Origin of the sequence: Shewanella sp. 10N.286.48.B5 (assembly GCF_002874355.2) — a bacterium.
Classification (GTDB): Bacteria; Pseudomonadota; Gammaproteobacteria; order Enterobacterales; family Shewanellaceae; genus Shewanella.
In genome coordinates this window covers 3,184,756-3,208,383 of record NZ_MCVG02000001.1, presented here as the reverse complement: position 1 = coordinate 3,208,383, position 23,628 = coordinate 3,184,756, and the positions used below count along the sequence as shown (strand labels likewise).

The 23,628-nt window shown below is 41.2% G+C and carries 19 protein-coding genes and 1 tRNA gene; 9 read left to right on the top strand and 11 right to left on the bottom strand.

Annotation, left to right across the window (positions count from 1 at the left end):
- Positions 1 to 126 precede the first annotated feature (126 nt).
- Together BCU57_RS13690 and BCU57_RS13685 are read left to right on the top strand one after the other, a co-directional pair.
- Entirely contained in the window at positions 127 to 3,834 is a 3,708-nt protein-coding gene (locus BCU57_RS13690) for a response regulator (RefSeq protein WP_102436668.1), read from the top strand.
- Between the two features lie 73 nt (positions 3,835 to 3,907).
- Positions 3,908 to 6,307, top strand: a complete 2,400-nt coding sequence (locus BCU57_RS13685) for a zinc-dependent metalloprotease (RefSeq protein WP_102436670.1) — start codon at positions 3,908 to 3,910, stop codon at positions 6,305 to 6,307.
- Between the two features lie 124 nt (positions 6,308 to 6,431).
- Here the strand turns inward: BCU57_RS13685 and BCU57_RS13680 are convergent, their stop codons facing one another.
- Positions 6,432 to 8,240 (bottom strand): protein kinase domain-containing protein, encoded by a 1,809-nt coding sequence (locus BCU57_RS13680; RefSeq protein WP_102436672.1) that lies wholly within the window; start codon positions 8,238 to 8,240, stop codon positions 6,432 to 6,434.
- 276 nt (positions 8,241 to 8,516) lie between these two features.
- Between BCU57_RS13680 and BCU57_RS13675 the strand changes: the two genes are divergently transcribed.
- Both BCU57_RS13675 and BCU57_RS13670 read left to right on the top strand, forming a co-directional pair.
- Positions 8,517 to 8,873, top strand: a complete 357-nt coding sequence (locus BCU57_RS13675; protein WP_076540594.1) for a hypothetical protein — start codon at positions 8,517 to 8,519, stop codon at positions 8,871 to 8,873.
- 164 nt (positions 8,874 to 9,037) lie between these two features.
- Positions 9,038 to 9,697, top strand: a complete 660-nt coding sequence (locus BCU57_RS13670; RefSeq protein ID WP_102436674.1) for a thiopurine S-methyltransferase — start codon at positions 9,038 to 9,040, stop codon at positions 9,695 to 9,697.
- 85 nt (positions 9,698 to 9,782) lie between these two features.
- Here BCU57_RS13670 and BCU57_RS13665 read toward each other — a convergent pair whose 3' ends face one another.
- Entirely contained in the window at positions 9,783 to 10,814 is a 1,032-nt protein-coding gene (locus BCU57_RS13665; RefSeq protein ID WP_102436676.1) for a porin, read from the bottom strand.
- A gap of 490 nt (positions 10,815 to 11,304) precedes the next feature.
- The gene (locus BCU57_RS13660) at positions 11,305 to 12,336 is read right to left on the bottom strand and encodes a porin (RefSeq protein WP_102436767.1); all 1,032 of its coding nucleotides are present in this window, start codon (positions 12,334 to 12,336) and stop codon (positions 11,305 to 11,307) included.
- 408 nt (positions 12,337 to 12,744) lie between these two features.
- Between BCU57_RS13660 and tcdA the strand changes: the two genes are divergently transcribed.
- Both tcdA and BCU57_RS13650 read left to right on the top strand, forming a co-directional pair.
- Positions 12,745 to 13,539, top strand: coding sequence for a tRNA cyclic N6-threonylcarbamoyladenosine(37) synthase TcdA (gene tcdA / locus BCU57_RS13655; RefSeq protein ID WP_102436769.1), 795 nt, complete (start codon positions 12,745 to 12,747; stop codon positions 13,537 to 13,539).
- Between the two features lie 242 nt (positions 13,540 to 13,781).
- Positions 13,782 to 14,393, top strand: coding sequence for a superinfection exclusion B family protein (locus tag BCU57_RS13650; RefSeq protein ID WP_102436678.1), 612 nt, complete (start codon positions 13,782 to 13,784; stop codon positions 14,391 to 14,393).
- 95 nt (positions 14,394 to 14,488) lie between these two features.
- Here BCU57_RS13650 and BCU57_RS13645 read toward each other — a convergent pair whose 3' ends face one another.
- The gene (locus tag BCU57_RS13645; RefSeq protein ID WP_076540587.1) at positions 14,489 to 14,620 is read right to left on the bottom strand and encodes a DUF3149 domain-containing protein; all 132 of its coding nucleotides are present in this window, start codon (positions 14,618 to 14,620) and stop codon (positions 14,489 to 14,491) included.
- A gap of 262 nt (positions 14,621 to 14,882) precedes the next feature.
- Between BCU57_RS13645 and BCU57_RS13640 the strand changes: the two genes are divergently transcribed.
- Positions 14,883 to 14,967, top strand: a tRNA-Leu gene (locus tag BCU57_RS13640).
- Positions 14,968 to 15,147: 180 nt separating this feature from the next.
- On the opposite strand, the gene BCU57_RS13635 is transcribed toward BCU57_RS13640, so the two are convergent.
- The 3 genes from BCU57_RS13635 to BCU57_RS13625 all read right to left on the bottom strand — a co-directional run bounded on the left by BCU57_RS13635 (position 15,148) and on the right by BCU57_RS13625 (position 18,337).
- Entirely contained in the window at positions 15,148 to 16,884 is a 1,737-nt protein-coding gene (locus tag BCU57_RS13635) for an ATP-binding protein (RefSeq protein WP_102436680.1), read from the bottom strand.
- A gap of 9 nt (positions 16,885 to 16,893) precedes the next feature.
- Positions 16,894 to 17,427, bottom strand: coding sequence for a heme NO-binding domain-containing protein (locus tag BCU57_RS13630; protein ID WP_102436682.1), 534 nt, complete (start codon positions 17,425 to 17,427; stop codon positions 16,894 to 16,896).
- A 343-nt stretch (positions 17,428 to 17,770) separates the two neighbouring features.
- The gene (locus BCU57_RS13625) at positions 17,771 to 18,337 is read right to left on the bottom strand and encodes an outer membrane beta-barrel protein (RefSeq protein ID WP_102436684.1); all 567 of its coding nucleotides are present in this window, start codon (positions 18,335 to 18,337) and stop codon (positions 17,771 to 17,773) included.
- Positions 18,338 to 18,893: 556 nt separating this feature from the next.
- On the opposite strand from BCU57_RS13625, the gene BCU57_RS13620 reads away from it, so the two are divergent.
- Entirely contained in the window at positions 18,894 to 20,216 is a 1,323-nt protein-coding gene (locus BCU57_RS13620; RefSeq protein ID WP_102436686.1) for an anaerobic C4-dicarboxylate transporter, read from the top strand.
- A 69-nt stretch (positions 20,217 to 20,285) separates the two neighbouring features.
- Here the strand turns inward: BCU57_RS13620 and asnC are convergent, their stop codons facing one another.
- From asnC to BCU57_RS13600, 4 genes are all read right to left on the bottom strand, one after another.
- Positions 20,286 to 20,747 (bottom strand): transcriptional regulator AsnC, encoded by a 462-nt coding sequence (asnC, locus tag BCU57_RS13615; RefSeq protein ID WP_076540553.1) that lies wholly within the window; start codon positions 20,745 to 20,747, stop codon positions 20,286 to 20,288.
- Between the two features lie 121 nt (positions 20,748 to 20,868).
- The gene (gene rluA / locus BCU57_RS13610) at positions 20,869 to 21,546 is read right to left on the bottom strand and encodes a bifunctional tRNA pseudouridine(32) synthase/23S rRNA pseudouridine(746) synthase RluA (protein WP_102436688.1); all 678 of its coding nucleotides are present in this window, start codon (positions 21,544 to 21,546) and stop codon (positions 20,869 to 20,871) included.
- Positions 21,547 to 21,681: 135 nt separating this feature from the next.
- A complete protein-coding gene (locus BCU57_RS13605; protein ID WP_102436690.1) occupies positions 21,682 to 21,972 on the bottom strand; it encodes a hypothetical protein in 291 nt (96 codons plus the stop codon).
- A gap of 36 nt (positions 21,973 to 22,008) precedes the next feature.
- Positions 22,009 to 22,428: a hypothetical protein gene (locus BCU57_RS13600; RefSeq protein WP_102436692.1), complete on the bottom strand. Its 420-nt coding sequence runs from the start codon at positions 22,426 to 22,428 to the stop codon at positions 22,009 to 22,011.
- Positions 22,429 to 22,608: 180 nt separating this feature from the next.
- Here BCU57_RS13600 and BCU57_RS13595 point away from each other — a divergent pair, with 180 nt between their 5' ends.
- Positions 22,609 to 23,601, top strand: a complete 993-nt coding sequence (locus BCU57_RS13595) for a 2-hydroxyacid dehydrogenase (RefSeq protein WP_102436694.1) — start codon at positions 22,609 to 22,611, stop codon at positions 23,599 to 23,601.
- The last annotated feature ends 27 nt before the right edge of the window (positions 23,602 to 23,628 follow it).

Genomic DNA, 23,628 nt, shown 5'->3' with positions numbered 1-23,628 from the left:
TGTGAACATTTATTCGTGTGATTGCGAATATGTTCCTGATAATATGCATAAATAGACATTGTTAGCGTACCTCCTTTTTTACCTTATTAAATATCTACGCTGCTAAGAAAAGCCAAAGGGTTTTCAATGAAATCGACCGAGCCAGAATTACAATTAAAATCGCTTATTCAAAGAAAGTATAACCGAGCCGTTTTTTATACTTATATTGGTGTAATTGTTATGGCACTTTTATCGGCATGGGTATTGTTTGAGCGTGAAAAAACCCAGCTAATTAAAGAGCGTGAAGAGCAAGTATTGCGTCATGTCTTGCAAATTGATTTACTGCTGGAGTCGAGTATCCGTGCAGTAAAAAGCTTACGTAACGTCGCCGTAGATAACTTACGTTTAGGCGAGTTAGTCCGTAAAGATCGCTTACCTCAATACGAAAAATTCAATGAAGATGGTCAATTTTTTACCTTAGAGCCAAGTTATGCCACTAGTGGTGAGCCCTTTACCAATATGGGGCGCATTACCGGTATGGGTACCCTTGATGGCCGCAGCGACAGGTTTTATCAAGAATTAGAAATGCTATTTGAGCTGTCGTTGTCTTTCCCTGTTGCGAAAGAGGCCGCCCCTAAAGCTTCTTCGATTTATTACATATCCAAACAAAGGATCATGTCGTCATTTCCGTGGACCAATGACGAGTACCGTTTTCGAGAAGAGCTGCTTAATAAAAAACAATTCCAACTTGCTACTCCTGCCATGAATCCGCAGCGCAGTGTTTTTTGGCGTGAAGCTTATGTAGATTTAGCCGATCAAGGTTTGTTAACCACCCTAGGTCTGCCAGTATATCTTGAAGATGAGTTTATTGGTTCAATCAATTTAGACATGACTTTGGCATCGTTAGCTAAGCAAATGCGGATGTATTTTAAAATGCCGGGTACAGTGATTTTGCTGGATCAATATAACAATATATTGTCCCACAGTGATTTTGAAGCCAGCGATATGAACCGGGTTTATCATATCAGTCAGCGCATTCCGTCAGAGCTGCATTCTTTGCCTGAATCAGAAATGTTCGATGCCCATGATGGCATACTGCGCAACGGCTACTATATTCACTCAGTCGCGCTGCAAAACCCGCCATGGCGCTTGCTATATCTGCAAGATGAAGACCTGTTATTCCAAGACGCTTGGGATAAGTTAAAAGTGAGTTTCTTACTGGTGGTTTTCGCCTTGTCAGTGCTGGTGACCATTGTTCACTGGCAAACTCGCCGCTCATTCGTTAACCCTGCCTCACGTTTATTGACCCATTTGGAAGAGTGTTCTCGCGAGCCTAAATCGCCACCTGAAAAAATCACTGAAGGTTGGGAGCCGTGGTTCTTGCTGGTGAGTCGTATTTTTGAAGAGAACAAACAATATACCGGTCATCTAGCCGAGCAAAATAAACGTCTGGATAACTTAGTCGCAAGGCGCACCCAACGTTTGCGCGATACTACTGAGCGCCGAGAACGTGAGTTTGCACTATTACGCTCATTGATTGACTCAATCCCAGAGGCGATTGTTTACAAAGATAAAGAAGGTAAGTATTTAGGCTGTAATAAATCGGCTGAGTACATGCTGGGCTGCAAAGAAAGTGACATGATCGGGCAATTGTCCCTTGATACCAGTTACGATCAAGGCGTGCGTAGCCGCGAAGAAGATCAAAAAGTATTAACCGAACGCTCACTGATGCGTTATCAAGAAAAAGCCGATATTGGTGGTAAAACGGTACTGCTCGATACCTTAAAACTGCCATTTTATAACCGCCGCGGCGAGTTATTAGGGCTTATTTCAGTATGGCGTGATGTCACCCGTGAATATGAATCGGCTGAGCAATTACGATTATCTGAAGAGCGTTACCATTTAGCCATGGATGCAGTAGAAGATGGCTTGTGGGATTGGTATTTAGATTCAGAGCAGCTGATTTGTAACCCCGCATTTTATTCAATGCTAGGTTATAAGCCGAACGAATTTCCAGCGCTTATTTCAGCAACGGATGCACTTATTCACCCAGACGATCGCATGCGAGTCGAAGAGTATCGAAGTGCATATGCGCTAAAGCCCAAAGGAACCTATGAGATTGAATACCGTATGCGCTCTAAATCTGGAAAGTATCATTGGGTGCTGTCTCGGGGCCGAGCAGTGGAGTTTGCTGCCGATGGTCAGTCTAAGCGAATGCTGGGTACGCATAAAGATATTACCCGCCAAAAGAGTAACGAAGTGGCCTTGCTTGAAGCTAAGCAAGATGCTGAGTTAGCCAACATGTATAAGAGTGAATTCTTGGCCAATATGAGCCATGAAATTCGTACACCGATGAATGCCATTATCGGTATGTTGCAATTGGCGCTGCGAACTCAGTTAACCGCTCAGCAAAAAGATTATTTAAATAAAGCGGGATTCTCTGCTCAGTCATTACTGCGCATTATTAATGATATTTTGGATTTCTCTAAAATTGAAGCGGGTAAATTAGAGCTTGAAAGGGTGTCATTCCCACTGGATAAAGTGCTTGATCATGTCATTGATATGAATGCGCAAAAGGCTCAAGAAAAAGGCGTTGAGTTACTACTATATGCCCCGGTTACCGCTGGGCTAATTCTCAGTGGTGACCCTCTGCGTTTAGGGCAAATTTTAGTTAACTTATTATCTAACGCGGTTAAATTTACTCAAAATGGTGAGATTGAACTGGGCTGTGAAGATGTAGGCGAGCGAGATCACCGTATTACCCTTAAGTTTTGGGTACGCGATACCGGTATTGGTATTAGCCAAGAGCAACAAGCGAACTTGTTTGATGCCTTCTCCCAAGCTGATGGTTCTACCACTCGAAAATATGGTGGTACCGGATTAGGCCTGTCTATTAGTAAGCATTTAGTCTCGCTGATGGGCGGCACCATGGCCGTTGAATCAGAGCCCAATCAAGGGAGTACTTTCAGCTTTACCATTAGTTTTGAAATTGCTGAAGAAAATGTGGTTGAGCCATTGGTGGTGCCAAAGCAGTTAAATAACTTAACTACCTTAGTGGTGGATGATAACCCAAGTGCTTTGCAGATATATTCCACCGTGATGCGCGACTTTAGCTTTGGGGTGAAAACCGCGCAAAGTGGTGCACAGGCACTAGATGTTTTAGCCCACAGCCCAATAGATTTATTATTGCTTGATTGGATGATGCCTGAAATGGGCGGCGGCGATGTGATTAATATCATTGATGAAATGGTTGCTGATGGGCGGATTAAAAAGCGTCCGGTGATTATTTTAATGACCGCTTATAGTGCTGAGCCGTTAGAGGCCGAGTTTGATGTCAGTCGTGTGTTTGCTGTTTTGCAAAAGCCTTTTAAAGCATCAGCCTTGTTTGATGAGATTATTGGCGCCTTTGCCGCTGAGCCTCAATTGAATGTAGCGCCTGTGGTTGAAGAGGATTCCGAAGCTGCCAAACAAACCGGATTAGTCTTGCTGGTTGAAGATAACTTTATTAATCAGCAGGTAGCCACCGAGCTACTTAAAAGCGCCGGTTATGAAGTTGAAGTGGCTGATAATGGTCAAATAGCACTAGATATGATCGATACTCGTCCGTTTGATGCCGTATTGATGGATATTCAAATGCCGGTCATGGATGGCTTGACTGCTGCCAGAGAATTACGTAAGCGTTACACTACAGAGCAAATGCCGATTATTGCCATGACGGCCCACGCCATGTCTGGTGACAGAGAGAAAAGTATTCAAGCGGGCATGAATGCCCATATCACCAAGCCGATAGTATTAAATGAATTGTTTGATACCTTAGAGCATTGGATTGACTATAAAAATCAGCAGCAAAAATAACAACAATAATGGCGTCAGTTAAGTCGCCAATAATAACAATTAACCTGAGCACAACAACAAGGGAGAGTGTTGAATGGATCGTAAAAGTATGGCGCTTGCTTCAGTCATGGCATTAACGCCAGTACTCATGGCAACCCCAATTATGACTTACGCTGCGACCTCAGCGGCGCAGAAAGTGATAAAGCAAAGTGACAAAGCCCAAGGGTTTATCAACTTTTATTTCCAAAATAGCTCTGGGGAGTTGTTTTTAGAAGCAAACCGACTCAATGAGCCCTTTTTACTGATCAGCAGTTTACCCCATGGCGTTGGTTCTAATGATATAGGCCTAGACCGAGGCCAACTCGGGCAAACACGCATGGTGCAATTTGAGCGCCACGGTCCTTATATTCTGCTTAAACAGTTAAATACCTTTTATCGGGCATCAAGCGATAACCCAGCGGAACAGCTAGCGGTCAAAGAGGCGTTTGCTGAATCGGTATTATGGCGCGGTAAAGTGGTCGAAGGTAAAACGCCGCTAGTTGCGGTTAATGATCTAATGATTAATGATTTACATGGGGTTTCTCAGCGTTTAGCTGACACTAAGCAAGGCAGTTATACCTTGGATAAATCCCGCTCAGTTATCTTACCCCAAGGAGTTAAGTCATTTGAGCAAAATGCCGATGTCGATGTTTTACTGACTTTCAATAGCGCTAAAGCTGGCGAATTTGTTAAGCAGGTGACTCCAGATGGCAAGTTTGTTTCAGTGCGAATGCGCTACTCTTTTGTGGCCTTGCCAGAAGCGGGTTATCAGCCCCGCGCTTATCAGCCGATGAGTGGTTATTTATCAGATGAGTATTTTGATTACTCTGCGCCTATCGACTCGCCAGTAAGCAAACAATATCTTTTACGTCATCGACTTGAAAAAGTCACCCCAGGTATTGCTCCTAGTGAAGTGGTTAAACCGATTACTTATTATCTTGATCCTGGCGTGCCAGAGCCTATTCGCTCAGCATTACTCGATGGTGGCCGCTGGTGGGAAGAAGCCTTTAATGAAGCAGGCTTTATTAATGGTTTTAAGCTGGAGATATTACCAGAAGATGCCGACCCACAAGATATTCGTTATAACATGATCCAATGGGTGCATCGTGCGACTCGCGGCTGGTCTTATGGCGCGTCAATTAAAGATCCGCGCACCGGTGAGATCATTAAAGGCCATGTCACCCTTGGGAGTTTGCGGGTTAAACAAGACCACCTTATTGCTCGCGGTTTAACCGCAGGTTGGCAAGACCGAGATGCCGCTGCTGAGGCATCAATGGCCTTAGCATTGGCGCGTATACGCCAATTGTCAGCTCACGAGATTGGCCATACCTTGGGGCTAGATCATAACTTTGCCGCCTCAACCAATGACAATGCTTCGGTGATGGATTATCCCCATCCCAACATTACCCTTAAAGGGGATCAAGTTGATATTTCAGCGCCATACGTTGAAGGCATTGGTGAGTGGGACAAGTTTACTATTGCTTATGGCTATGGCGATAAAGCTAATGCTGACGAGCTAGTGAAACAAGCCAGAACAGCAGGATTGCGTTACATTGGTGAAACAGATTCCCGCTCAGCATCAGCAAGCCATGCCTATGCAAGTTTATGGGATAACGGTAACTCTGCAGCAGCAGAACTAACACGATTAGAGCAAGTGCGCCGCAAGGCAATTGAGCAGTTTAATGCCAATGCCTTACTGCAAGAGCAGCCACTAGGTGAACTTGCCGATGTGTTTGTGCCAATTTACTTACTGACCCGTTTTCAAGTGGATGCCGCAGCGAAGTGGATTGGTGGCAGTGATTATAGCTATCAGCAGCATGGCTCAGCTGAGCGCTGGCATTATTTATCGCCCAAGTTACAAACTGAAGCCTTAAGCTCTTTATTAGCGCTACTATCGGCTGAAAGCTTAGCAGTACCGACTGAAGTCACTGAGTTATTAGTGCCTAAAGCAGGTAATTACCGCAAAACCCGAGAAAGCTTTGACTCTGGCATTGGGGTGTTAACCGACCCCATAGGAATGGCAGAGGTGATGAGCCGCCATGTGGTAAGCCGAATATTAGTTCCAGAAAGATTAAACCGTGTCAATCAAGGCTTTATGGATGATTCAGAGCAGTTATCTGTGGTGAGTCTCATCGATAAGTTATTGGCGAAAACGCTTTTTCAAGATTTACAGCGTGGGCAGTTGTTAGCTGTGCAGATGCGTGTCAATACCGTGGTATTAGATGAGTTACTATCTAGCTACCATAACGACAACACCTCAGCTGAAGTAAAAGCGCAATTGTTAGCGCGCTTAACGTATGCCGAGAAGCAATTAAAGCGCCGTAGCAATCGCGCCAGTAATTATCAAGCTGCCCATTTTGAATGGTTATTGCAAGGTTTAGCCAAAGGGCTTGAGTCAGCGGAGTATCGCTTTATTGCCAAACCTCTAATGATGCCACCGGGTTCGCCAATTTAGTTTTTTGCTATGAACTGCTCGTTATAAGTGCGTGGCTAAAAATGCCCTGTTAAGCCGGTATGCTCGGACTAACAGGGCTTTTTATTGGCAGTAATTTAGCCGATGAGATGACATCTGCAGATAATCACTCTGCTATTTGCTTTGGATTTTTAGGGTAAAAATGATCCGCTTTATGATCAATATGGGAAAACTGACGGGTATTTTTATAAGGCAGTTTCATAAAACCTGAGACCCCATGGCCTTGAATCTTACTGGCATGAAATAAGATTCTATCCAGAGAAGCTCTAAAAGCTGCTTGTTTTCTCGGGTTTAATAAGCGCAAATAACTGTGTATTTTTAGATGGTTAGGTAAGGCTTCAAAAATAATACAGCCGGTATGATGAATTTGGTTTATCCAACCCAGTTCTGTCATGATCTCGGTGGGCAGCTCAAGGTTCTCTTCAGGATCTTTACCATCTTCAAAGTAAGAATGTAGCCGCGAACGGCCTTCTGATGCGGGCACATCACCCACTTCAAAACTTAATTGCGCATCGTTGACCATTTTATATGGCTCAGATGGATTGTTTCGCTCTAAATGTAAGGTGTCTTTAGCGTTAAAAAAGCAGGCTTTAAATACCCCGATACGTCGAATGCCGCGGGCTAAGGTCACCATATTATTGACCGCTTGGATTAACACTTCCTTAGTGTCGGGGTCATAAATAGCAAGGTTAGAGTCGATATAGACGCCGCTTTTACGCCAATGAATGGCAAGGCCTCCCACAATCGGGTATTGGGCTAATTTACCCACTGCGGCAATAAAGCCTTTTTCAGTGTCACCCATGCCCGCAAGAAAATTACGGTAATATTTTTCTAATTGAATATCATCCATCTTCGTAATGGGGTCTTGGGTGTTATGTTCCTTTAAAAATGATTTTCTGGAACTGTAACTCACGGTTTCGACTTGTTTTTGCTTTGGTAAAACCCACAGTGGTATATCTTCAATTAACGGCTGAGCCCCAAGGTGTGGCAAGTGCATACGGTGATTGTGGCGCATGCTCTTTAAAAAATAATCACCGGCTAAATTACGTCTGCTGGGGTCATCGCTAAGCATGCCATCTAAAGTGCGGGCCAGCTCAATGGGTAAACCTAAACTACTGGCGGTGATCACTTTACTGCCAAAGCGGCTAATTTGCCCTGATGCCAGTGCGTATAAGGTGGCTGCCACCCCTTGCTCATCAAATCTTGGACTGGATAACGCCCCATTAAGCTGATCTTCACCGATAAAGTACACATCGCCCATTCTGGCGTTGGTGTGTTGTTGATCGCTCGACATCAAGGACATCACATTGTCTTCAACCGAGTTATTATGCTCATCACGTTGGGCAAACACCGCCGAGCCCCAATCAATGAGTGATAAATGGTCGTTTTCAATGTCATACACTAAATTTGATGGCTTAATATCGCCATGGACTAAGCATTTACCTGTGCGCAGGTAGTACAATAAATTGGCCAATTGCCGTGCAATGCTGATGATCATGGCTATGGGTAACGTCCCCATTCGGTGACAGATTTTATCGAGATCTTCACCTTTGGCTCGCTCCATGACCATAATGCCTTGCTTGCCGACCCGCTCAAATTTGATGGCGTTAGGGACATTAGGGTGCACTAATTGACTGAGCATGAAGGCTTCTTCTTCAAGTCTATCTTGCACGCTTCGTGGCAGGGTAATGCGGGAAAACTTAAACACATGGGATTGGCTAATATCATTGATACCCGCAAACACAAAGCCATAGGCACCTTTGCCGATAAACTCGATATCATGATAACCAAGCTTGCTTAGTTGCTGTTTACATAAACGGATCCAGGCTCGATGCTTACGGGCATCTTCAGCCTTGAGCAGGTAAACTGATTGCTCTTCATTGATATAAAAATGCTGTAACTGCGGTGTTTGCAAAATTAACTTCCTATGTACCAAGGTGCCTGTTGAGTGTATTGGTATTGGCTTATCTCATAAACTCATATTTACACATTGCTGGCAAGCTATTGGATTGATTGAGCCGATTTTTTTTCTGTTTTAGCCTTTATAAAGCAAATTAACCTCACCTAGATCTCAAACCGACCTATCGTAAAAATTAGCTGTTGTAAACTTTGACGTGAGTCAAATTGTTTTGTGCGTTAGGTAGGTAGTATTTAAGTAAGTAAAAATATTCGGTTTAATCAAGGAGTGCTTATGCCTACCATTAACAAAGCGGATTTAATTTCACTATTTCCTTTTCCACGGCAACGTATTTTACAGTCGATGGAAGTTACTCACTGTCCACATGCGGTGTTTTATAATGCCAGTGATGAGCAATGTACTACTTGTCATCAGGGCGAAGAGTGCATTTGGATGAATCATAATGATGAACTGGTGGCCCTTGAGAAAAAATCAGTGGAAGATCTGAAACAACAGTTGTTGATTGCGGTGGACTTTATTGACTCGAATTTGAGCCCACATCATTTATCACGTCGTAATTGTCAATGTGATAACTGCAAGTGGCTTAAAAAAGTTCAGCATGTGCTTCAAGGTAAAGCTGAACAAGAGTAGCAGACATTGCCATTACTGTTGCTTTATAGCTTAGGTTTAGTCAATCAAAGTTGTCGTTTGTCGGGTTCAAACTGTGGTTTACGGGTTTAAGCTTTTTAGTGTTGCATCTCACTTTTAGAGTGATTAGAGTTAGACGCATTATTTACTGACTTGAGTTTATCTACATGGAAGCGAGTTTTTGGCATGAGAAGTGGCAGTTACAACAAATCGGTTTTCATCAGCCGCAAGTGAATCCATTTTTAGTAAAGTATTGGTCTACACTTGCCGTCGATAACAGCGCAGAGGTGTTTGTACCTTTATGTGGCAAGTCATTAGACATGTGTTACCTTGCAGAGCAAGGCCATGATGTTGTTGGCTGTGAGCTAAGCCAAACCGCTGTTGAGGACTTTTTTAGCGACAATAATTTGCCTGTGAGCATGACTTCGCAAGCTGAGCATCAATTTTTTTGTGCTGATCAAGTAACCCTTATTCAAGGTGATATTTTTACCCTACCATTAACGGCGACAAAGTCGATTCAGGCTTTTTACGATCGCGCCGCCTTAATTGCTTGGCCAGAGCAAATGCGCCAGCAATATGCACAACAGCTTGCCAAGTTAATTCCGGCTAAAGTTAAAGGGTTATTGATTACCTTAGATTACCCACAAGCCGAGCTTAATGGCCCGCCATTTGCGGTGAGCCCGCAGTGGATTGAACAATACCTGGCGCCATATTTCGAGATTGAATTACTCGAGTGCGCTGATGTACTAGCGGATAACCCTCGATTTTTAAATAAGAATGTCTCTTGGCTAAATGAAGCGGCTTATTTGTTAACCCGCAAGTCTTAATAAATTTTTTTCTATTGTTTTAGTGAGCTGCAGACAATAAAAAAGCGACCATCAGGTCGCTTTTCAGTTGTAGACTAACTCGTTGTTAGAAGTCGTAACGCATACCAACACTGAAGACATTATCGTCTTCAAGATCTGTCTTAGCATTAGCCATGGTGTAATCACCTTCATACATAGCGTAATGGGCAAACACTAAGGTTGATTTAGCAACGCGATAATCAGCACCAATAGTGATATTTTGCACATTGACATCATCTGCGCCTGCTTCACCTAGATTTTTGTAGTAGTTACCAAAACCTGCTTCATCAGCACCGTACTCTACTTTCAAGTTTACGCCATTTAAGTTGTAAGCTAGATTAATAAAGTAAGTATTGCCGTCTTGATCTGAATTAGTCACACTTTCTGAGTTTTGGAATAAACCACCAATTTTAAAATCGCCGGCTTTAAATTGTGCTACTGCGCGGTATGCATCAATACCACCAATGGCTTTGTTATAAGCACCAGCAACATAGTAATTGTGTTTTTTAAGGCCTTTGTCACCAAAGGTCACGCTTAAGGCATATTGAGAGTCATCAGAGGCTTGATTATCTTCCATTAAATAAGTGGCATTAATGGTAAACATGTCAGCAATCAGCGGTGAATAGTACCAAAAACCATCGGCACTACGGGTTTGGCCGCCAACTAAACGATCCATATCGGCATTGGTGTTACCAAAAATATCCACACCACCTTCAGCAGCTTTAAATACGGTATCGTTACGGCCGACTAGCACTGAGCCGCCTTCAGTTTTAATTCCTAAGTAGGTGTTACGCGCTTTGAAAACATCACCTTTGCCAGACGTGTTCTCTACCTGAAATTCCATTTGGTATAGCACTTCAACGCCATCAGTAATTTTTTCACTGCCCTTCACACCCAATAGCGAGAAGTTATTTTCAATGTAAGTGCCACTTTCACCTAGGGTTACACCGTTAGTGCCGCCTTGCAGGGTTGCGCCGGTTTCGGAGTTGGTGATAGATAAATCTAAGCGACCGTAAAAATCAGGACCGTCGGCTAGCGCAGCGAACGAAGTGAGGGTTAAAACCGATACAACTGATGCAGATAATAATGTCTTTTTCATCTTTCATACTCCCTTTAGAACATGATGTTCTATCCCCATTTATATGGGATTGTTTTAGTGGTATTTTTCGCAGAACACTCTGCGTAACAAACTTGTTGCAATATTTACAGGTTTATCGTTAAAAAGTTGTGGTCTAGATCAAGTTTTTTGTTTTGAGGTGAGATTGGTGTGTAAAAGATGTGATAAATGCTGTGTATTTGGGTTTTGGTTAACACTTTTATAGCGTTATACCTATTTAGAGAGGTTCACATCTAATTAAAAATGCGCTAGCCCAGTAATTTATGAGATCTACATCAGGTTTAGGGATTGCTTAAGTGGGAGCTTTGAAGTGTTGTTATTGCAGTTTTTTTAGCTATTAGGTCATTAAAATCAACCTCTAATGACTAAAACAAAAAAAACGGCCTAAATAGACCGTTTTTAATCATCATATCGGTAGATAAATTAACGCTTAAAAACGATGATTAAGCCGTTAATAAGTCGCTGTGATGAGTTAGAAATCGTAGCGTAAACCCACAGTCACGATATCGTCATTTAAGCTTTGGCTAGTTTGGTTTAGTACCATGTCGCCATCATACTTAGTGTAGTGACCATATACTAAGGTACTTGGGCTAACGCGGTAATCTGCACCAACACTGAACTGGTTGATTTCGAAATCGCTCATGTTTTCTAAGCTAGAAGTATCATTAGCAAAACGGCTAGCGTACTTACCAAGACCTGAATCATCATAACCGTAAGCGGCTTTAAGCTTTAGGTTACCCATTAGGTAAGCTAGGTTTACGTAGTAGCTATCACCTTCAAGATGAGCTAGTTCAGCTTTTTGGCTTTTACTGTTTTGGTATAAACCGCCAACAATAAAGTCACCAAATTTAGCTTGTACTACACCACGGTATGCTTCTACATCGCTGATACCATCTTGGTATGCTGCAGCTGCATAAAAGTTATGTGTTTTAAATGCTTTATCACCAACAGTTGCGCTTAATGCATACATAGAACTGCTAGTTGATTCGTGATTATCATCCATTAAATAAGTCGCATTTAATGTCACTAAATCTGCAATTTTTGGTGAGTAATAGCTAATGCCATCAGCTTCACGGTTTTGACCAACAACTAATAAATCGATATCAGAGTTACTGTTACCAAATAAATCAAATCCACCTTCTGCTGCTTTGAACACAGTGTCGTTACGACCCACTAATGCAGTACCTGCAACTGTTTTAATACCTAAAAAGCTGTTACGAGCAGCAAAAGTATTACCAGAGTTATCAAAGTTAGAAACGCCGAACTCCATTTGATATAAGATTTCTACGTCATCACTGATTTTTTCAGAACCTTTAACACCTAACCATGAAAAGTTGTTCTCAATTACAGTGCCATCTTTTTGGTTTTGAGTTGCAATACCTTCACTAGAGTTAGTGATTGCAAGATCGGCGCGGCCATAAAAATTTGGGCCATCAGCTAGAGCAGTAAAAGAGGTCATTGCAGTGCAAGATAAAATAGCTGCAGTGATCAGGTTTTTTTTCATCATCTTAATCTTCCTTTGGTAAGGGCTTGATTTTTATCAGCTATGCTTGCTGATATTGATAGAAAATAACGACTGGGTTATCAACCTTATCGTTATTCATAGTAATTCCTGTTCTGTGGAGGATATTGCCACAAAAAGCCCATGCCAAAGTGTGATCTATGTCACTTTAGGTTGGATTTAATTTATACGTATCATTATGATTTACAATGACTTAAATCGTAGTTAACAGTTTTATTGGTGCGGTTAACTGGCTTTCTTTGTTTTTGCTGCATGTTGCGGGTTTAGGTAATAGGTGTTTCAGTGTGTAACTAGGGTTTAACTAAGGTTTAATTGAGGAATACATTCAGATCTGCGTTGATTTCGTATAAAATACCGCCCCCACATTGAGAGTTTAAAGAGCAATACATGTTGTCTGAATCATACTTAAATCGTTTTGGTGGTATAGGTCGACTATACGGTCAAGCGGCATTGGAAAACTTTGCTAATGCACATGTCGTGATCATCGGTATTGGTGGGGTAGGGACTTGGGTCGCTGAATCGCTGGCTCGAAGTGGTATAGGGCAAATAACACTGATTGATTTAGATGACATATGTGTCACTAATACCAATCGTCAATCTCACGCAATTGCATCCACCATCGGCCAGTCCAAAGTTGAAGTAATGGCGCAGCGAATTATTGAAATTAATCCTGAGTGCGTGGTGAATGAAGTCGAAGACTTTATCACTGTCGATAATTTGGCGGAGCATCTGGGTAGTAAAGCCAGTCCGTTAGCGATTGATTATGTGGTTGACTGTATTGATGCCGTCAAACAAAAAGCGGCGTTAATTGCATGGTGTAAAAGAAATAAGCTGAAAATTGTCACCGTAGGTGGCGCGGGAGGTCAAACCGATCCCACTCAAATTCAGTTAACCGATTTAGCTAAAACCTATCAAGACCCATTATTAGCGAAAGTCAGAAACATTTTGCGTAGAGAATATAACTTTTCAAAAAATGTTGCCCGCAGGTTTGCCGTTGACGCAGTGTTTTCAACGCAACAACTGGTATATCCTCAAAATGATGGTAGCGTCTGCAGTACTAAAAATAGCGCCGATGGCAGTATGAGAATGGATTGTGCGTCAGGCTTTGGCGCAGTGACTATGGTTACTGGCACTTTTGGTTTTATTGCTGCAAGTCGAGTATTAGCCAAATTGGCAGCCAAATAATGTATACAGAATGCCAATATTTTTAAGCTTAACGTTTAGCTTATCAATCTCATTTAACCTATAGCTTAGTTTCGATCTTCATGGCGCATTAAACAGCTTATTTGATGCGCCTAACTGCCGTTGTTTGCTCTTCCCTCTAAATAAGTCATTGCGTTAACTGCTTTTATTCATTTCTCATTTTATTGGCATTGAAATTGCTTTACTAAGTCTAGATTCAAAAATCTGACACTGTGGATAGCATGATGATGAAAATGAAATTAAAGGCTGTAAATTTAGTGAATATCAAACGCGTTTTAGTCAGCACTATGCTGTGGTTAGTGATCGCTTGTGCGGTATTATTAGTTGCACCTCAGCACGTGCTTGAGACGCTTTCTTTGTCGGCTCTGGTGTCAGATTATGGCCATTTTATTGGCTTAGGGCTCATTGTTGGTGCCGCTTTTTTCTTAAGCCAATTATTCACCTTTGTGGTTGACGAGTCGATTGGGATTTTAAAAGAAAAACGCGCTGTTGAAACCATAGAAGCCAAAGTTAAGTTACTCGATCCCGCTGAGCGAGCGTTACTGCGAGAGTTCTTTTTACAGGGAGCGACAATTTTGGCGCTACCGCAAAACGAATTGGCAGTTAAAGGTCTAGTGGACAGTAATATTTTAGAGTTAGTGGGTAATGAGCGTCACTATGCTATTCAAGGACCGACTGCTGAGTATAAAATTTCAATGAAAGCGCGTTTGTATTTAAATCGTGAAGTATTGAGATTACCCGCAGGCGAGCCAAGTAAGGAAGAGCTTAATCACCTTATTAAAGCGCGACCACAGTTTGTAAATGGTCTAGTGCAATCTAGAAAGCATGCCGCGTAATCTAAAAATTAGGTTTAATAAACATAAAAATGGGGGCGAAAGCCCCCTAAAGAAACAAATAACAAATAACAAAAATTATAGAAGGAGGGTAGTAACTATTCCTTAGGAGCAGATTTCACAATAAACATCCACATCATGTAAGACATGATCCCCATGGTGCAGAAGATAACAATCATTGACAGCAATCCGATTGCGTTACCAAACATTAAATCTAACCAAAAAGCCATAATCATTATCCTTTCATTGTAAAACTAGCTTTAACATACTATTTTCATTTTTTAACATTTATGATCTTGATCAATAAAGTCAGTGCTTTTTAATGGGGAAGATTAATTAATGTCGATTAGCGCAAATTTACTCTACTTGAATGAGATTTAAGCTATTGAGATTGATTTGATCATTTTGCTTATGAAAGGGCTTGCCATTGTCATTGGCCTAGGTATAATTCCGTCACTCAATTGAGCCAAGCTTGATTGACTACAATATGATGCCAGCGTGATGAAATTGGTATACATGGGGGATTCAAAATCCCCTGTCGAAAGACGTGTCGGTTCGAGTCCGACCGCTGGTACCATCTCCTCTTTGAGGATAAAACCGACGTAAGTCGGTTTTTTTGTGCTTGAAATTTACCAAGCCAGGTTTAATTTCCTAATAGTAATTGTGTTGATTTCGTTCATTTCGTTCATTTCGTTCATTGCGTTCATTGCTTTGTTGTATGAGACACAATTACCCGCTAAAGCGCTAGCTTCGAAAGCTAAATATCATAGTGTTGTAGCCCATAGCTCCATTTTTTTAACGCGGCCTCCAACTCTTTAAGTTTATAAGGTTTGTGTAAAATGTCATTCATGCCTGATTCAACGCACTCAGCGACTTCAGTGGATGTTGTGCCAGCCGTTAGTGCAATTATCGGTTTAGTATAACCCTGTTTACGTAAGTACTTTGTTGTTTGAAATCCATCTAAAATGGGCATACGGCAATCCATTAAAATGATATCAAATTCATTATTTTTTAAGACTTCAAGGGCTAGTTCTCCATTATCAGCGAACTGATAGTTAATGCTAAATTTATCTAGCATCATCCCTAAAATAACTTGATTGGTCTTGATGTCTTCTACGGCTAAAATGCGTAGATGATTGATACTGTGAGTATTCCTGTTTACCTCAATAACACTTTGGTTTTTTTCTACGGCAAGTTCAAGGGGAAGCTTAACGGTAAACTCTGTCCCTTTATCAAGGGTACTGACGAAGCTGACCTCACCATTCATCAATTCAATCAACTGCTTACAAATGGATAGCCCTAAACCTGTTCCTTCAAACTTTCTTTGGCTAGAGTTATCGACTTGGGTGAAGGGCTCAAATAAGCTTGCTTGCTTATTTTGGGGGATGCCGCAGCCAGTGTCAGAGATAATAAAAATCAATGACGTGTCTTGCCATGATGTGTGTAGATGAATCGATCCTTGATTGGTAAATTTAACTGAATTGCCGATTAGGTTAATTAGGATTTGTTTAATCCTGTCTGCATCCCCAAGCAGGGTGGTAGGTATTGATTGGTCATTTTCGCAACTGAATGTCAGTCCCTTGGCTTTGATTTTCTCAGTAAAAATTTGTTCTATGGTATCAATTAGGGTTTGCGGGCTGAAAGTGGCTAATTTCAACTCAAGCATACCAGCGTTCATTTTGCTGATATCAAGTAAGTCATTAATAATAACTCGAAGCATTTCTCCCGCTTGATGTACGCTCATGAGTAATTTTTTTTGGTAGCTGGTAATAGAGGTGTCCTCCATGAGCTCCGCTGCCCCAAGTAAGCCATTTAAGGGGGTTCTTAATTCATGGTTAATCATTGCCACAAAGTCACGGGTCGACTTTTCAGAGTGTTCCGCTCTTATTTTTTCCTTAATGGTTTTGTTAAGTAATAATTGGCGCTGAAAAGAGGCACTTATCATATCGGCAATTAAACAGTACTGTTTTTCAATCACGCGATGCCAGCTTTCTTGAGGGCTGGTACGGAAAATAAAATGTAATCGGCCCACTTTTTTAGGTCCAAATTGCAGATATACTACTAGCTCGGTTTTATCTTGATTCCATTGGAAGTTATTTTTCGGGGTTGGAAACTCATCAAAGGTGGTTGCTTCACCGGATTGTAAGTGTTCATTTTCTAATATATCCAAGCTGGAAGACAGCCGGATTGCTTTAATACTGGCAGTATCCATCAGATCTTCAAGTAATTGTTGGATCACCTGCTCACTGGGAGGGACTTGTAATAACTGCGAGTTATAATGTGACAGGGTGGATTCTAATTTATTGATGAAGATCAGCAGTTGTTCATCTTGTTCAGCTTGTTTTTTTGCAACAACTAAAGAGTCTTCCACAAGTAATTTTGCGAAATACAGTTCGGTACTTTTTTCTTCCAATAGCGATTCAGCTGCTTTGCGAATTTTAGTTTCTCGTTGAATCTTTTTCTTAAGCAGTTCTATTGTTTTTTCACTATCCATTTATAAAGCCTAAACTTTGGTCAATGTAAAGCGAACCTGAGAACCGTCCGCTTGAATCGGTTTCATTTGGATATCAATTTTTTCATTATAATATTCAGCGCAGCCTTCAATGAGGCCAAAACAAACATGAGAAAAACAACGGGCAGAAATATAATCTAACACCATGTCATATTCACTGCTTGAAATAAGGTCAAACTTGGGTGGCTTTGCATCGCCGTAAAGCTTTTTAACTTCAAGATGAATATATTCTTCGACTTGGGTAATAAATTGAAAAGTCGAGCTCGAGTTAATTTTAAGCTCTGGCATACTGTCTAGTAAATTAGTGAATACTGATTTACCATATACAGCCTGTAATTCTTCAATACTGATACCTGTTATTTTACTCAAAGAGATAATCAGTTTTACTAAATCCTTATGATCGTAGGTGCCAGCGGAGGTATACACTCCTTCATCTGCATTTTCATCAAGTATTTCTTGGCATACTTCTAAACCAAATGTGCTTTCAACAAGTTCTAAAAACTCAGAAAAAATAATACCCTTCATAATCATCCTTAATTAATGTCTTTGTATTGAGTATAGGCATAAAATGACATTACTCTGCAGTTAATCGCAGTTTTTTAGATAAACAGGAATGTTGTAAAACTATTCTGATACTCGGGCGAACTGATTTCGTCAGCGATGAAACTTAGCAAGGTTAGTTATTATTGGGGTGATTGCTCAGACAAGCTCTGAGTCTTTAATCCTTTCAATCGTGACCTATGTGGAATGGATGCGATCGCGTAAATAAAGTTGAATAATAGTGTTCTTATTTTCAGCTAATGAAAAAGGATGCCAAGGCATCCTTATTTGTTTCATCGGCTATAGAGACTTTAAATTGGCGTTAAGCTTAGAACTTATAATCAATAGCCAAATACACTTGCTGTGTATCATTTAATGAGTAGCTGGCACTATTCGCCCCGTTAGATGCGTTTACATCATAATCTTGTTTTAAATAGCGGTAACCCACTTCAGTAGACCAGCTGTTATTAATGTTATACATCAAACCTGCTTGACCGCCCCATACAAAGGTATTTTTAGAGTCAAAGCCACTGTCTTTAATCCCGTTATGCGTCATACCTGCAGTTGCACCAACAAACCAGTTCATTTTATTACTGTCACCTAAGCTAACAAGGTAATCATATGATAATAAAAAGGTTTGTTGTCTTGCTATATCATCAGAGTTATAGCCGTAGGTGGCGTATATACGGTTGTTATCATTGAGGTAGTTACCCACTCTAAATTGGTAGCTTATATCTTCTTCTATATTTCTCTGATTGCTTGCTGCACTAGATTTCATTTTATAGGTATCTTGCTGATAACCTGCTGCGCCACCCACAAACCAATCTGATGCCATGGCTGGAACTGACATTACTGATGAGATTAAACCCGCTAGAACAAGATGCTTCGTTATCATTTTTTACTCCAAGTGTAAATAATCACTATTAATAATTTCTCACAGTGTTTTTTTGCTGTTGAGGTCACCATAGTGCGAGCTAGCTGAATCGTTACTGAATAAAATCGTTGCTATTTTCATATCGCTTAGAAGAGTTATGTATTTTTTACCAGGGTAGAACTGGTTTTATCACTGGTTTTTTGCTGGCAATGTTTTGGCTTAAATAGGCTCTGGGAAACTGCAATCGAATTAATTTTTGAATCGAGGTGCCATATCACATATGACTTAATTATTGGTAGATCACAAATATGAAAGATAGTTATGGGATTGTATGCGCTTTGTCACTTTATTGTTTTTTAGCCCACTTTTGAGGATGATTTTTCATGTATAACCTTGTATGTGGCTAAGTAAGAAAGATAACTAAAATTTAAGCTATAAATTCAGATAATTGAAACATATTTTGAAATTGTATCGATATGATTTTGTCGATAATTAACGCTGTTGTTGAGTTAGCTAATGGCTTAGTTGTCCCAAGTCAGGTTCGAAAACGATAGGGTTTTGCTAAGGAGATTGGCTAATGCTTTATGTTCACATGTTGTTATTGCTTGCAGTGATCTTTGTGGGGATCCGTCATGGCGGGGTCGCATTTGGGTTATTAGGAGGCTTAGGGGTTTCCGTATTAGCGTTTGCTTTCGGAGTCGCCCCCGGTTCACCGCCTGTCAGCGTGATGTTAATTATTTTAGCGGTTGTCGCGGCATCAGCGACGTTAGAAGCAACTGGTGGCCTGAAATTATTGGTTAAGTATGCTGAAAAACTATTAAGAAAACACCCCAATCAAATTACCTTTTTAGGACCATTATGTACTTATTCATTAACTGTGTTAGTGGGTACGGGTCATTCGGTTTATCCATTATTACCGGTTATTTATGACGTGGCCTATAAAAAAGGTATCCGCCCTGAGCGTCCTTTAGCAATGGCTACCGTGGCATCACAAATGGGCATTACAGCCAGCCCAATTGCCGCAGCCGCCGCAGTGGTTATGGCAACGGCAATGGATAATCATCTTGATATTAGCTTAATCAATGTTTTATCTGTCACTATCCCGGCGACTTTAGTGGGCGTATTAGCAGGTTGTGCTTGGAGCTTAAATCGCGGTAAAGATCTTGATAAAGATGAAGACTTTCAAGCGCGTTTAAAAGATGACGAGTTTAAAAACAACTTAATTGACCCAGAAATTGAAACGGATGATCAAGCCCATACCGATACCATAGCGAAAAGAGGCTTAATGCTGTTTTTAGGCGGTATTTTATCTGTGATCATGTTGGCAATGTTCAGCAAAGAATTACTGCCTGAAGGCGTAAAAATGTCGGTAGCCATTCAGTTTATGATGCTATCCGTTGGCGCCATTATTTTACTGGCAACAAAAGTCTCGCCGCAAAAAATCGTTAGCAGCAATGTGTTTACAGCCGGTATGACGGCGGTGGTGATTATCTTTGGTATCGCATGGTTAAGTGACACCATTATTGGCCACCATAAGAGTTACTTAGTGAGCTCATTGAGTGATTTAGTTAGTGCTTACCCTTGGTCGTTTGCCATTGCGATGTTTATGGCATCAATATTCTTAAAAAGTCAGGCAGCCGTGCTAACCATTATGTTTCCGCTGGGCTTTGCATTAGGCATTCCTGCCCCTGTGCTGATTGGGGTTATTCCAGCCTGTTATGCTTATTTCTTTTTCCCGTTTTATCCAAGTGATTTAGCGGCAATCAGTTTTGACCGCTCTGGTACCACTAATATTGGTAAGTACGTCCTAAATCACAGCTTTATTGTGCCTGGATTTATTGGGGTGAGTACCGCAACAGTATTAGGCTACTTCCTATCAACAGTGGTGATAAACCATTAGTCTATCGCCAGATTAACTGACAAAAATGCCCAGCAATTGCTGGGCATTTTTGTATCGACAATTCAGTGCTTAAGGCTTAACACCGCGAACGATAGGATTTTGCAGGCTTATCAAGGTTTCTGTCGATTGAATTTCATCGATTGATTGAATGCGGTTAATTAACACGTGCTGTAAGCCATCGATTGATTGGCACATCACTTTGACAAAAACACTGTAATTACCCGTGGTGTAATAGGCTTCTACCACTTCTTCAAGGGCATTGAGTTTGGAGATCGCGGCAGGGTAATCGCCGGCACTTTTTAAGTTAATCCCAATAAAACAGCAAACGTCATAACCTAGAGCTTTGGGGTCTACTGTAATGCGCGCGCCAGTGATAATGCCGGCTTGCTTCATTTTTTCCACTCGTACATGAATGGTGCCGGCACTTACTGCAAAACGCTTTGCCAGCTCTGCAAATGGGGTTCTGGCCTCTTGCATTAATGCTTCTAGGATTTGGTTATCTAGCTGGTCACGCTGAAATGGAGTTTCCATAGTAAAATGCCTAATTAAATTATAATTAGACATTAATTTACGGATAAATGTGATAATTGGCTATCAAAAAGTTCTCATGATTAGTTTTTTACTAAGCACTTATCGTCAATTGTGACTGATATTATTGTGTATCTAAGGGCGTTATAAACGGCACTTCAGCATTAAAGGTTAATGGCGTTTGATGGTAAGGATGCTTTATGGTTAATTCAGCTGCGTGCAATAACAGCCTGTTTGATAGACTTTTGGCCCAAGGATCAGCATAAAAGCCATCACCTAAAATTGGGTGGCCAATTGCCATCATATGTACTCTAAGTTGATGGGACCGCCCTGTAATAGGCGTTAGCTTAACCAGTGTTGATTTTTTCCCATAGCTTACCACTTCAACATGGGTTAAAGACGGTTTCCCCACAAGGTGATCGACTTTCTGTTTTGGTCTATTAGGCCAGTCACAAATTAAGGGATAATCAACTTGCTTAACGGCCGGACTGACATGGCCTGCGACTCTGGCATAGTATGTTTTGGCGGTTTCACGATCGCGAAATTGCCGTTTCAGTTCACGCTCAGCGTTACGCCTTAACGCCACTACAATGACCCCTGAGGTAGCCATATCAAGTCGATGGACAATGTGTGAATTAGGAAAGCGTTCAAGCACTCGGCTATAGATGCTGTCATGATATTGGGCTTGGCGGCCAGGAATAGACAGCAATCCAGATGGCTTATTCAAAACGATAATATCTTTATCTTCATGAATAATATCTAACCAAGGATCGGTTGGGGGAGTATAGATAAAGTCTGCCATGTGTTGCGCCTAGCCTTAATAGAGAATGCGCGGCAAAGATACCTATCCCTTGGCGTGAGTGCAAGTCATCTGAGCCTATTTAAGAGGGTTATAGCTTTTATACAAAACTTGAACTAATGGTTTATTAAAAAGCTTTTATGAAAATGCATTGCCGTTAACGTGCATGATGGTGAATGTCCACACCACAAAGGCTAGCGGAATATGGACTAAGGCATAAAAACCTTGATCTAAGCGCGATAACCCTTGGGCGTTCCAAATTAAAAACACATGACTGAACACCACTAGCGGAAATAACGCCATTAAAGGGTAGAGTGCAAATGGGCTCGCATCAGCAAAAATACTGTGGCTGAGTAAAGCCCAAAAAACCATAAAACTTGTGGTTAAAGGCGGTGTTGCTAATCGATATTGTTCTGGGTAAGGGAACATTTGTTAACCTTAAGTTTGATGTGTTGTAACCCTAGGTTAACCTTTTATTTCCTTTTTGCCATGTATTACTTTTCTATGAACCACTGAATAATGTCTTAAACCCGCAGGGCCATGGGATACGATGACAGATAATAGGATGATAAAAATAGTAATTTCAGGTTTCCAGTTGGCCATAGGGATAAACAGCAGTAATAGCAGTACTTTAAAAATAGTCAGTACTCCTTTTAGCTGGATAAGCCAGCGCCAATCTCTGATGACTTCCCATGACAATAATGCAAGTCCACTGACCATGGCTAAGATCCAGTAATTGAGCCAAAGTGGTTGCTCTAAGCCAAGAAGAATGCCACCGCCAGCGCCGACTACACCAACAATATGTAATGCTCTCAGGCTGGTTTTTCCTAGACGTTGAATCCAAAACTGAACTTCTGAAACTGCTTGCTGCTGCTTTTTTGACATGTCTATACACATATTCCTGTGAGTAATGTCTCAGCTTAACAAGAAGATCTAAAATGTTCAGCGATCTGTAGCAAAAACTCAATTATTGTTATGCTTTAACCAAACGCTCAATTGCACTGACATAGGTAAAGTCGGGCAATCCATTTTTAATGAGCCAAATAAACAACACAGGAGTTAAGGATGAAAATCGGGTTCTTTAGTGCTAAGCACTACGATATTCAGCATTTTGATGCCATGAATACAGGCTTTAACGCAGAGATTGAATATTTCGATTATCGACTTTGTATGCAAACAGTAAAACTGGCTGATGGTTTTGAAGTGGTTTGTGCTTTTGTCAATGACTCCCTATGTGAAGAGGTATTGGTTGAGCTTGCCAATGGCGGTACTAAGATTATCGCCATGCGCTGTGCAGGCTTTAATAATGTTGATTTAGATGCCGCTAAGCGCTTAGGTATCACAGTGGTTAATGTGCCTGCCTATTCGCCAGAGTCTGTGGCTGAACATACCATTGCCTTAATGTTAACCCTAAACCGTAAAATTCATAAAGCTTACCAACGTACTAGAGACGCGAATTTTGCCTTAACTGGCCTGGTGGGCTTTAATATGCAAGGTAAGACCGTTGGAGTGATTGGCACCGGTAAAATTGGTCTTGCTACCATCAAAATATTGCAAGGCTTTGGCTGTAAAGTGGTGGCTTACGATCCGTACCCTAATCCTGCAGTTGAGGCATTAGGCGTTGAGTATATTGACTTAGAAGCACTCTATCCTCAATGTGATGTAATTAGTTTACATTGTCCATTAACACCTGAAAATCATCACCTGTTATCTGCTAAGACATTTGAAAAAATGAAGCCTGGGGTGATGGTAGTTAATACCAGTCGTGGTGGCTTGCTCAATGCCATTGATGCCATGGAAGCGTTAAAAACCGGTAAAATTGGTTCATTGGCGTTAGATGTTTATGAAAATGAAAAAGAGCTGTTTTTCCAAGATAACTCTAATGAAATTATTCAAGATGATGTCTTTAGAAGGCTTTCTGCTTGCCATAATGTTATTTTTACCGGACATCAGGCGTTCTTAACCGTTGAAGCGCTTAATGCGATTGCCCAAACGACCTTGCAAAATGTCACCGACTTGCTTGATGGTCAGCGCTGCGTAAATGAACTCACCAACTAGTGCCGTTGTCGCTCGAGTTTGTAAAGG

Coding starts and splice junctions, on each gene's coding strand:
- BCU57_RS13690 (WP_102436668.1), top strand. CDS start 127: ATGAAATCGACCGAGCCAGAATTACAATTAAAATCGCTTATTCAAAGA.
- BCU57_RS13685 (WP_102436670.1), top strand. CDS start 3,908: ATGGATCGTAAAAGTATGGCGCTTGCTTCAGTCATGGCATTAACGCCA.
- BCU57_RS13675 (WP_076540594.1), top strand. CDS start 8,517: ATGCCTACCATTAACAAAGCGGATTTAATTTCACTATTTCCTTTTCCA.
- BCU57_RS13670 (WP_102436674.1), top strand. CDS start 9,038: ATGGAAGCGAGTTTTTGGCATGAGAAGTGGCAGTTACAACAAATCGGT.
- BCU57_RS13665 (WP_102436676.1), bottom strand. CDS start 10,814: ATGAAAAAGACATTATTATCTGCATCAGTTGTATCGGTTTTAACCCTC.
- BCU57_RS13660 (WP_102436767.1), bottom strand. CDS start 12,336: ATGAAAAAAAACCTGATCACTGCAGCTATTTTATCTTGCACTGCAATG.
- BCU57_RS13650 (WP_102436678.1), top strand. CDS start 13,782: ATGATGAAAATGAAATTAAAGGCTGTAAATTTAGTGAATATCAAACGC.
- BCU57_RS13645 (WP_076540587.1), bottom strand. CDS start 14,620: ATGGCTTTTTGGTTAGATTTAATGTTTGGTAACGCAATCGGATTGCTG.
- BCU57_RS13635 (WP_102436680.1), bottom strand. CDS start 16,884: ATGGATAGTGAAAAAACAATAGAACTGCTTAAGAAAAAGATTCAACGA.
- BCU57_RS13630 (WP_102436682.1), bottom strand. CDS start 17,427: ATGAAGGGTATTATTTTTTCTGAGTTTTTAGAACTTGTTGAAAGCACA.
- BCU57_RS13625 (WP_102436684.1), bottom strand. CDS start 18,337: ATGATAACGAAGCATCTTGTTCTAGCGGGTTTAATCTCATCAGTAATG.
- BCU57_RS13620 (WP_102436686.1), top strand. CDS start 18,894: ATGCTTTATGTTCACATGTTGTTATTGCTTGCAGTGATCTTTGTGGGG.
- asnC (WP_076540553.1), bottom strand. CDS start 20,747: ATGGAAACTCCATTTCAGCGTGACCAGCTAGATAACCAAATCCTAGAA.
- rluA (WP_102436688.1), bottom strand. CDS start 21,546: ATGGCAGACTTTATCTATACTCCCCCAACCGATCCTTGGTTAGATATT.
- BCU57_RS13605 (WP_102436690.1), bottom strand. CDS start 21,972: ATGTTCCCTTACCCAGAACAATATCGATTAGCAACACCGCCTTTAACC.
- BCU57_RS13600 (WP_102436692.1), bottom strand. CDS start 22,428: ATGTCAAAAAAGCAGCAGCAAGCAGTTTCAGAAGTTCAGTTTTGGATT.
- BCU57_RS13595 (WP_102436694.1), top strand. CDS start 22,609: ATGAAAATCGGGTTCTTTAGTGCTAAGCACTACGATATTCAGCATTTT.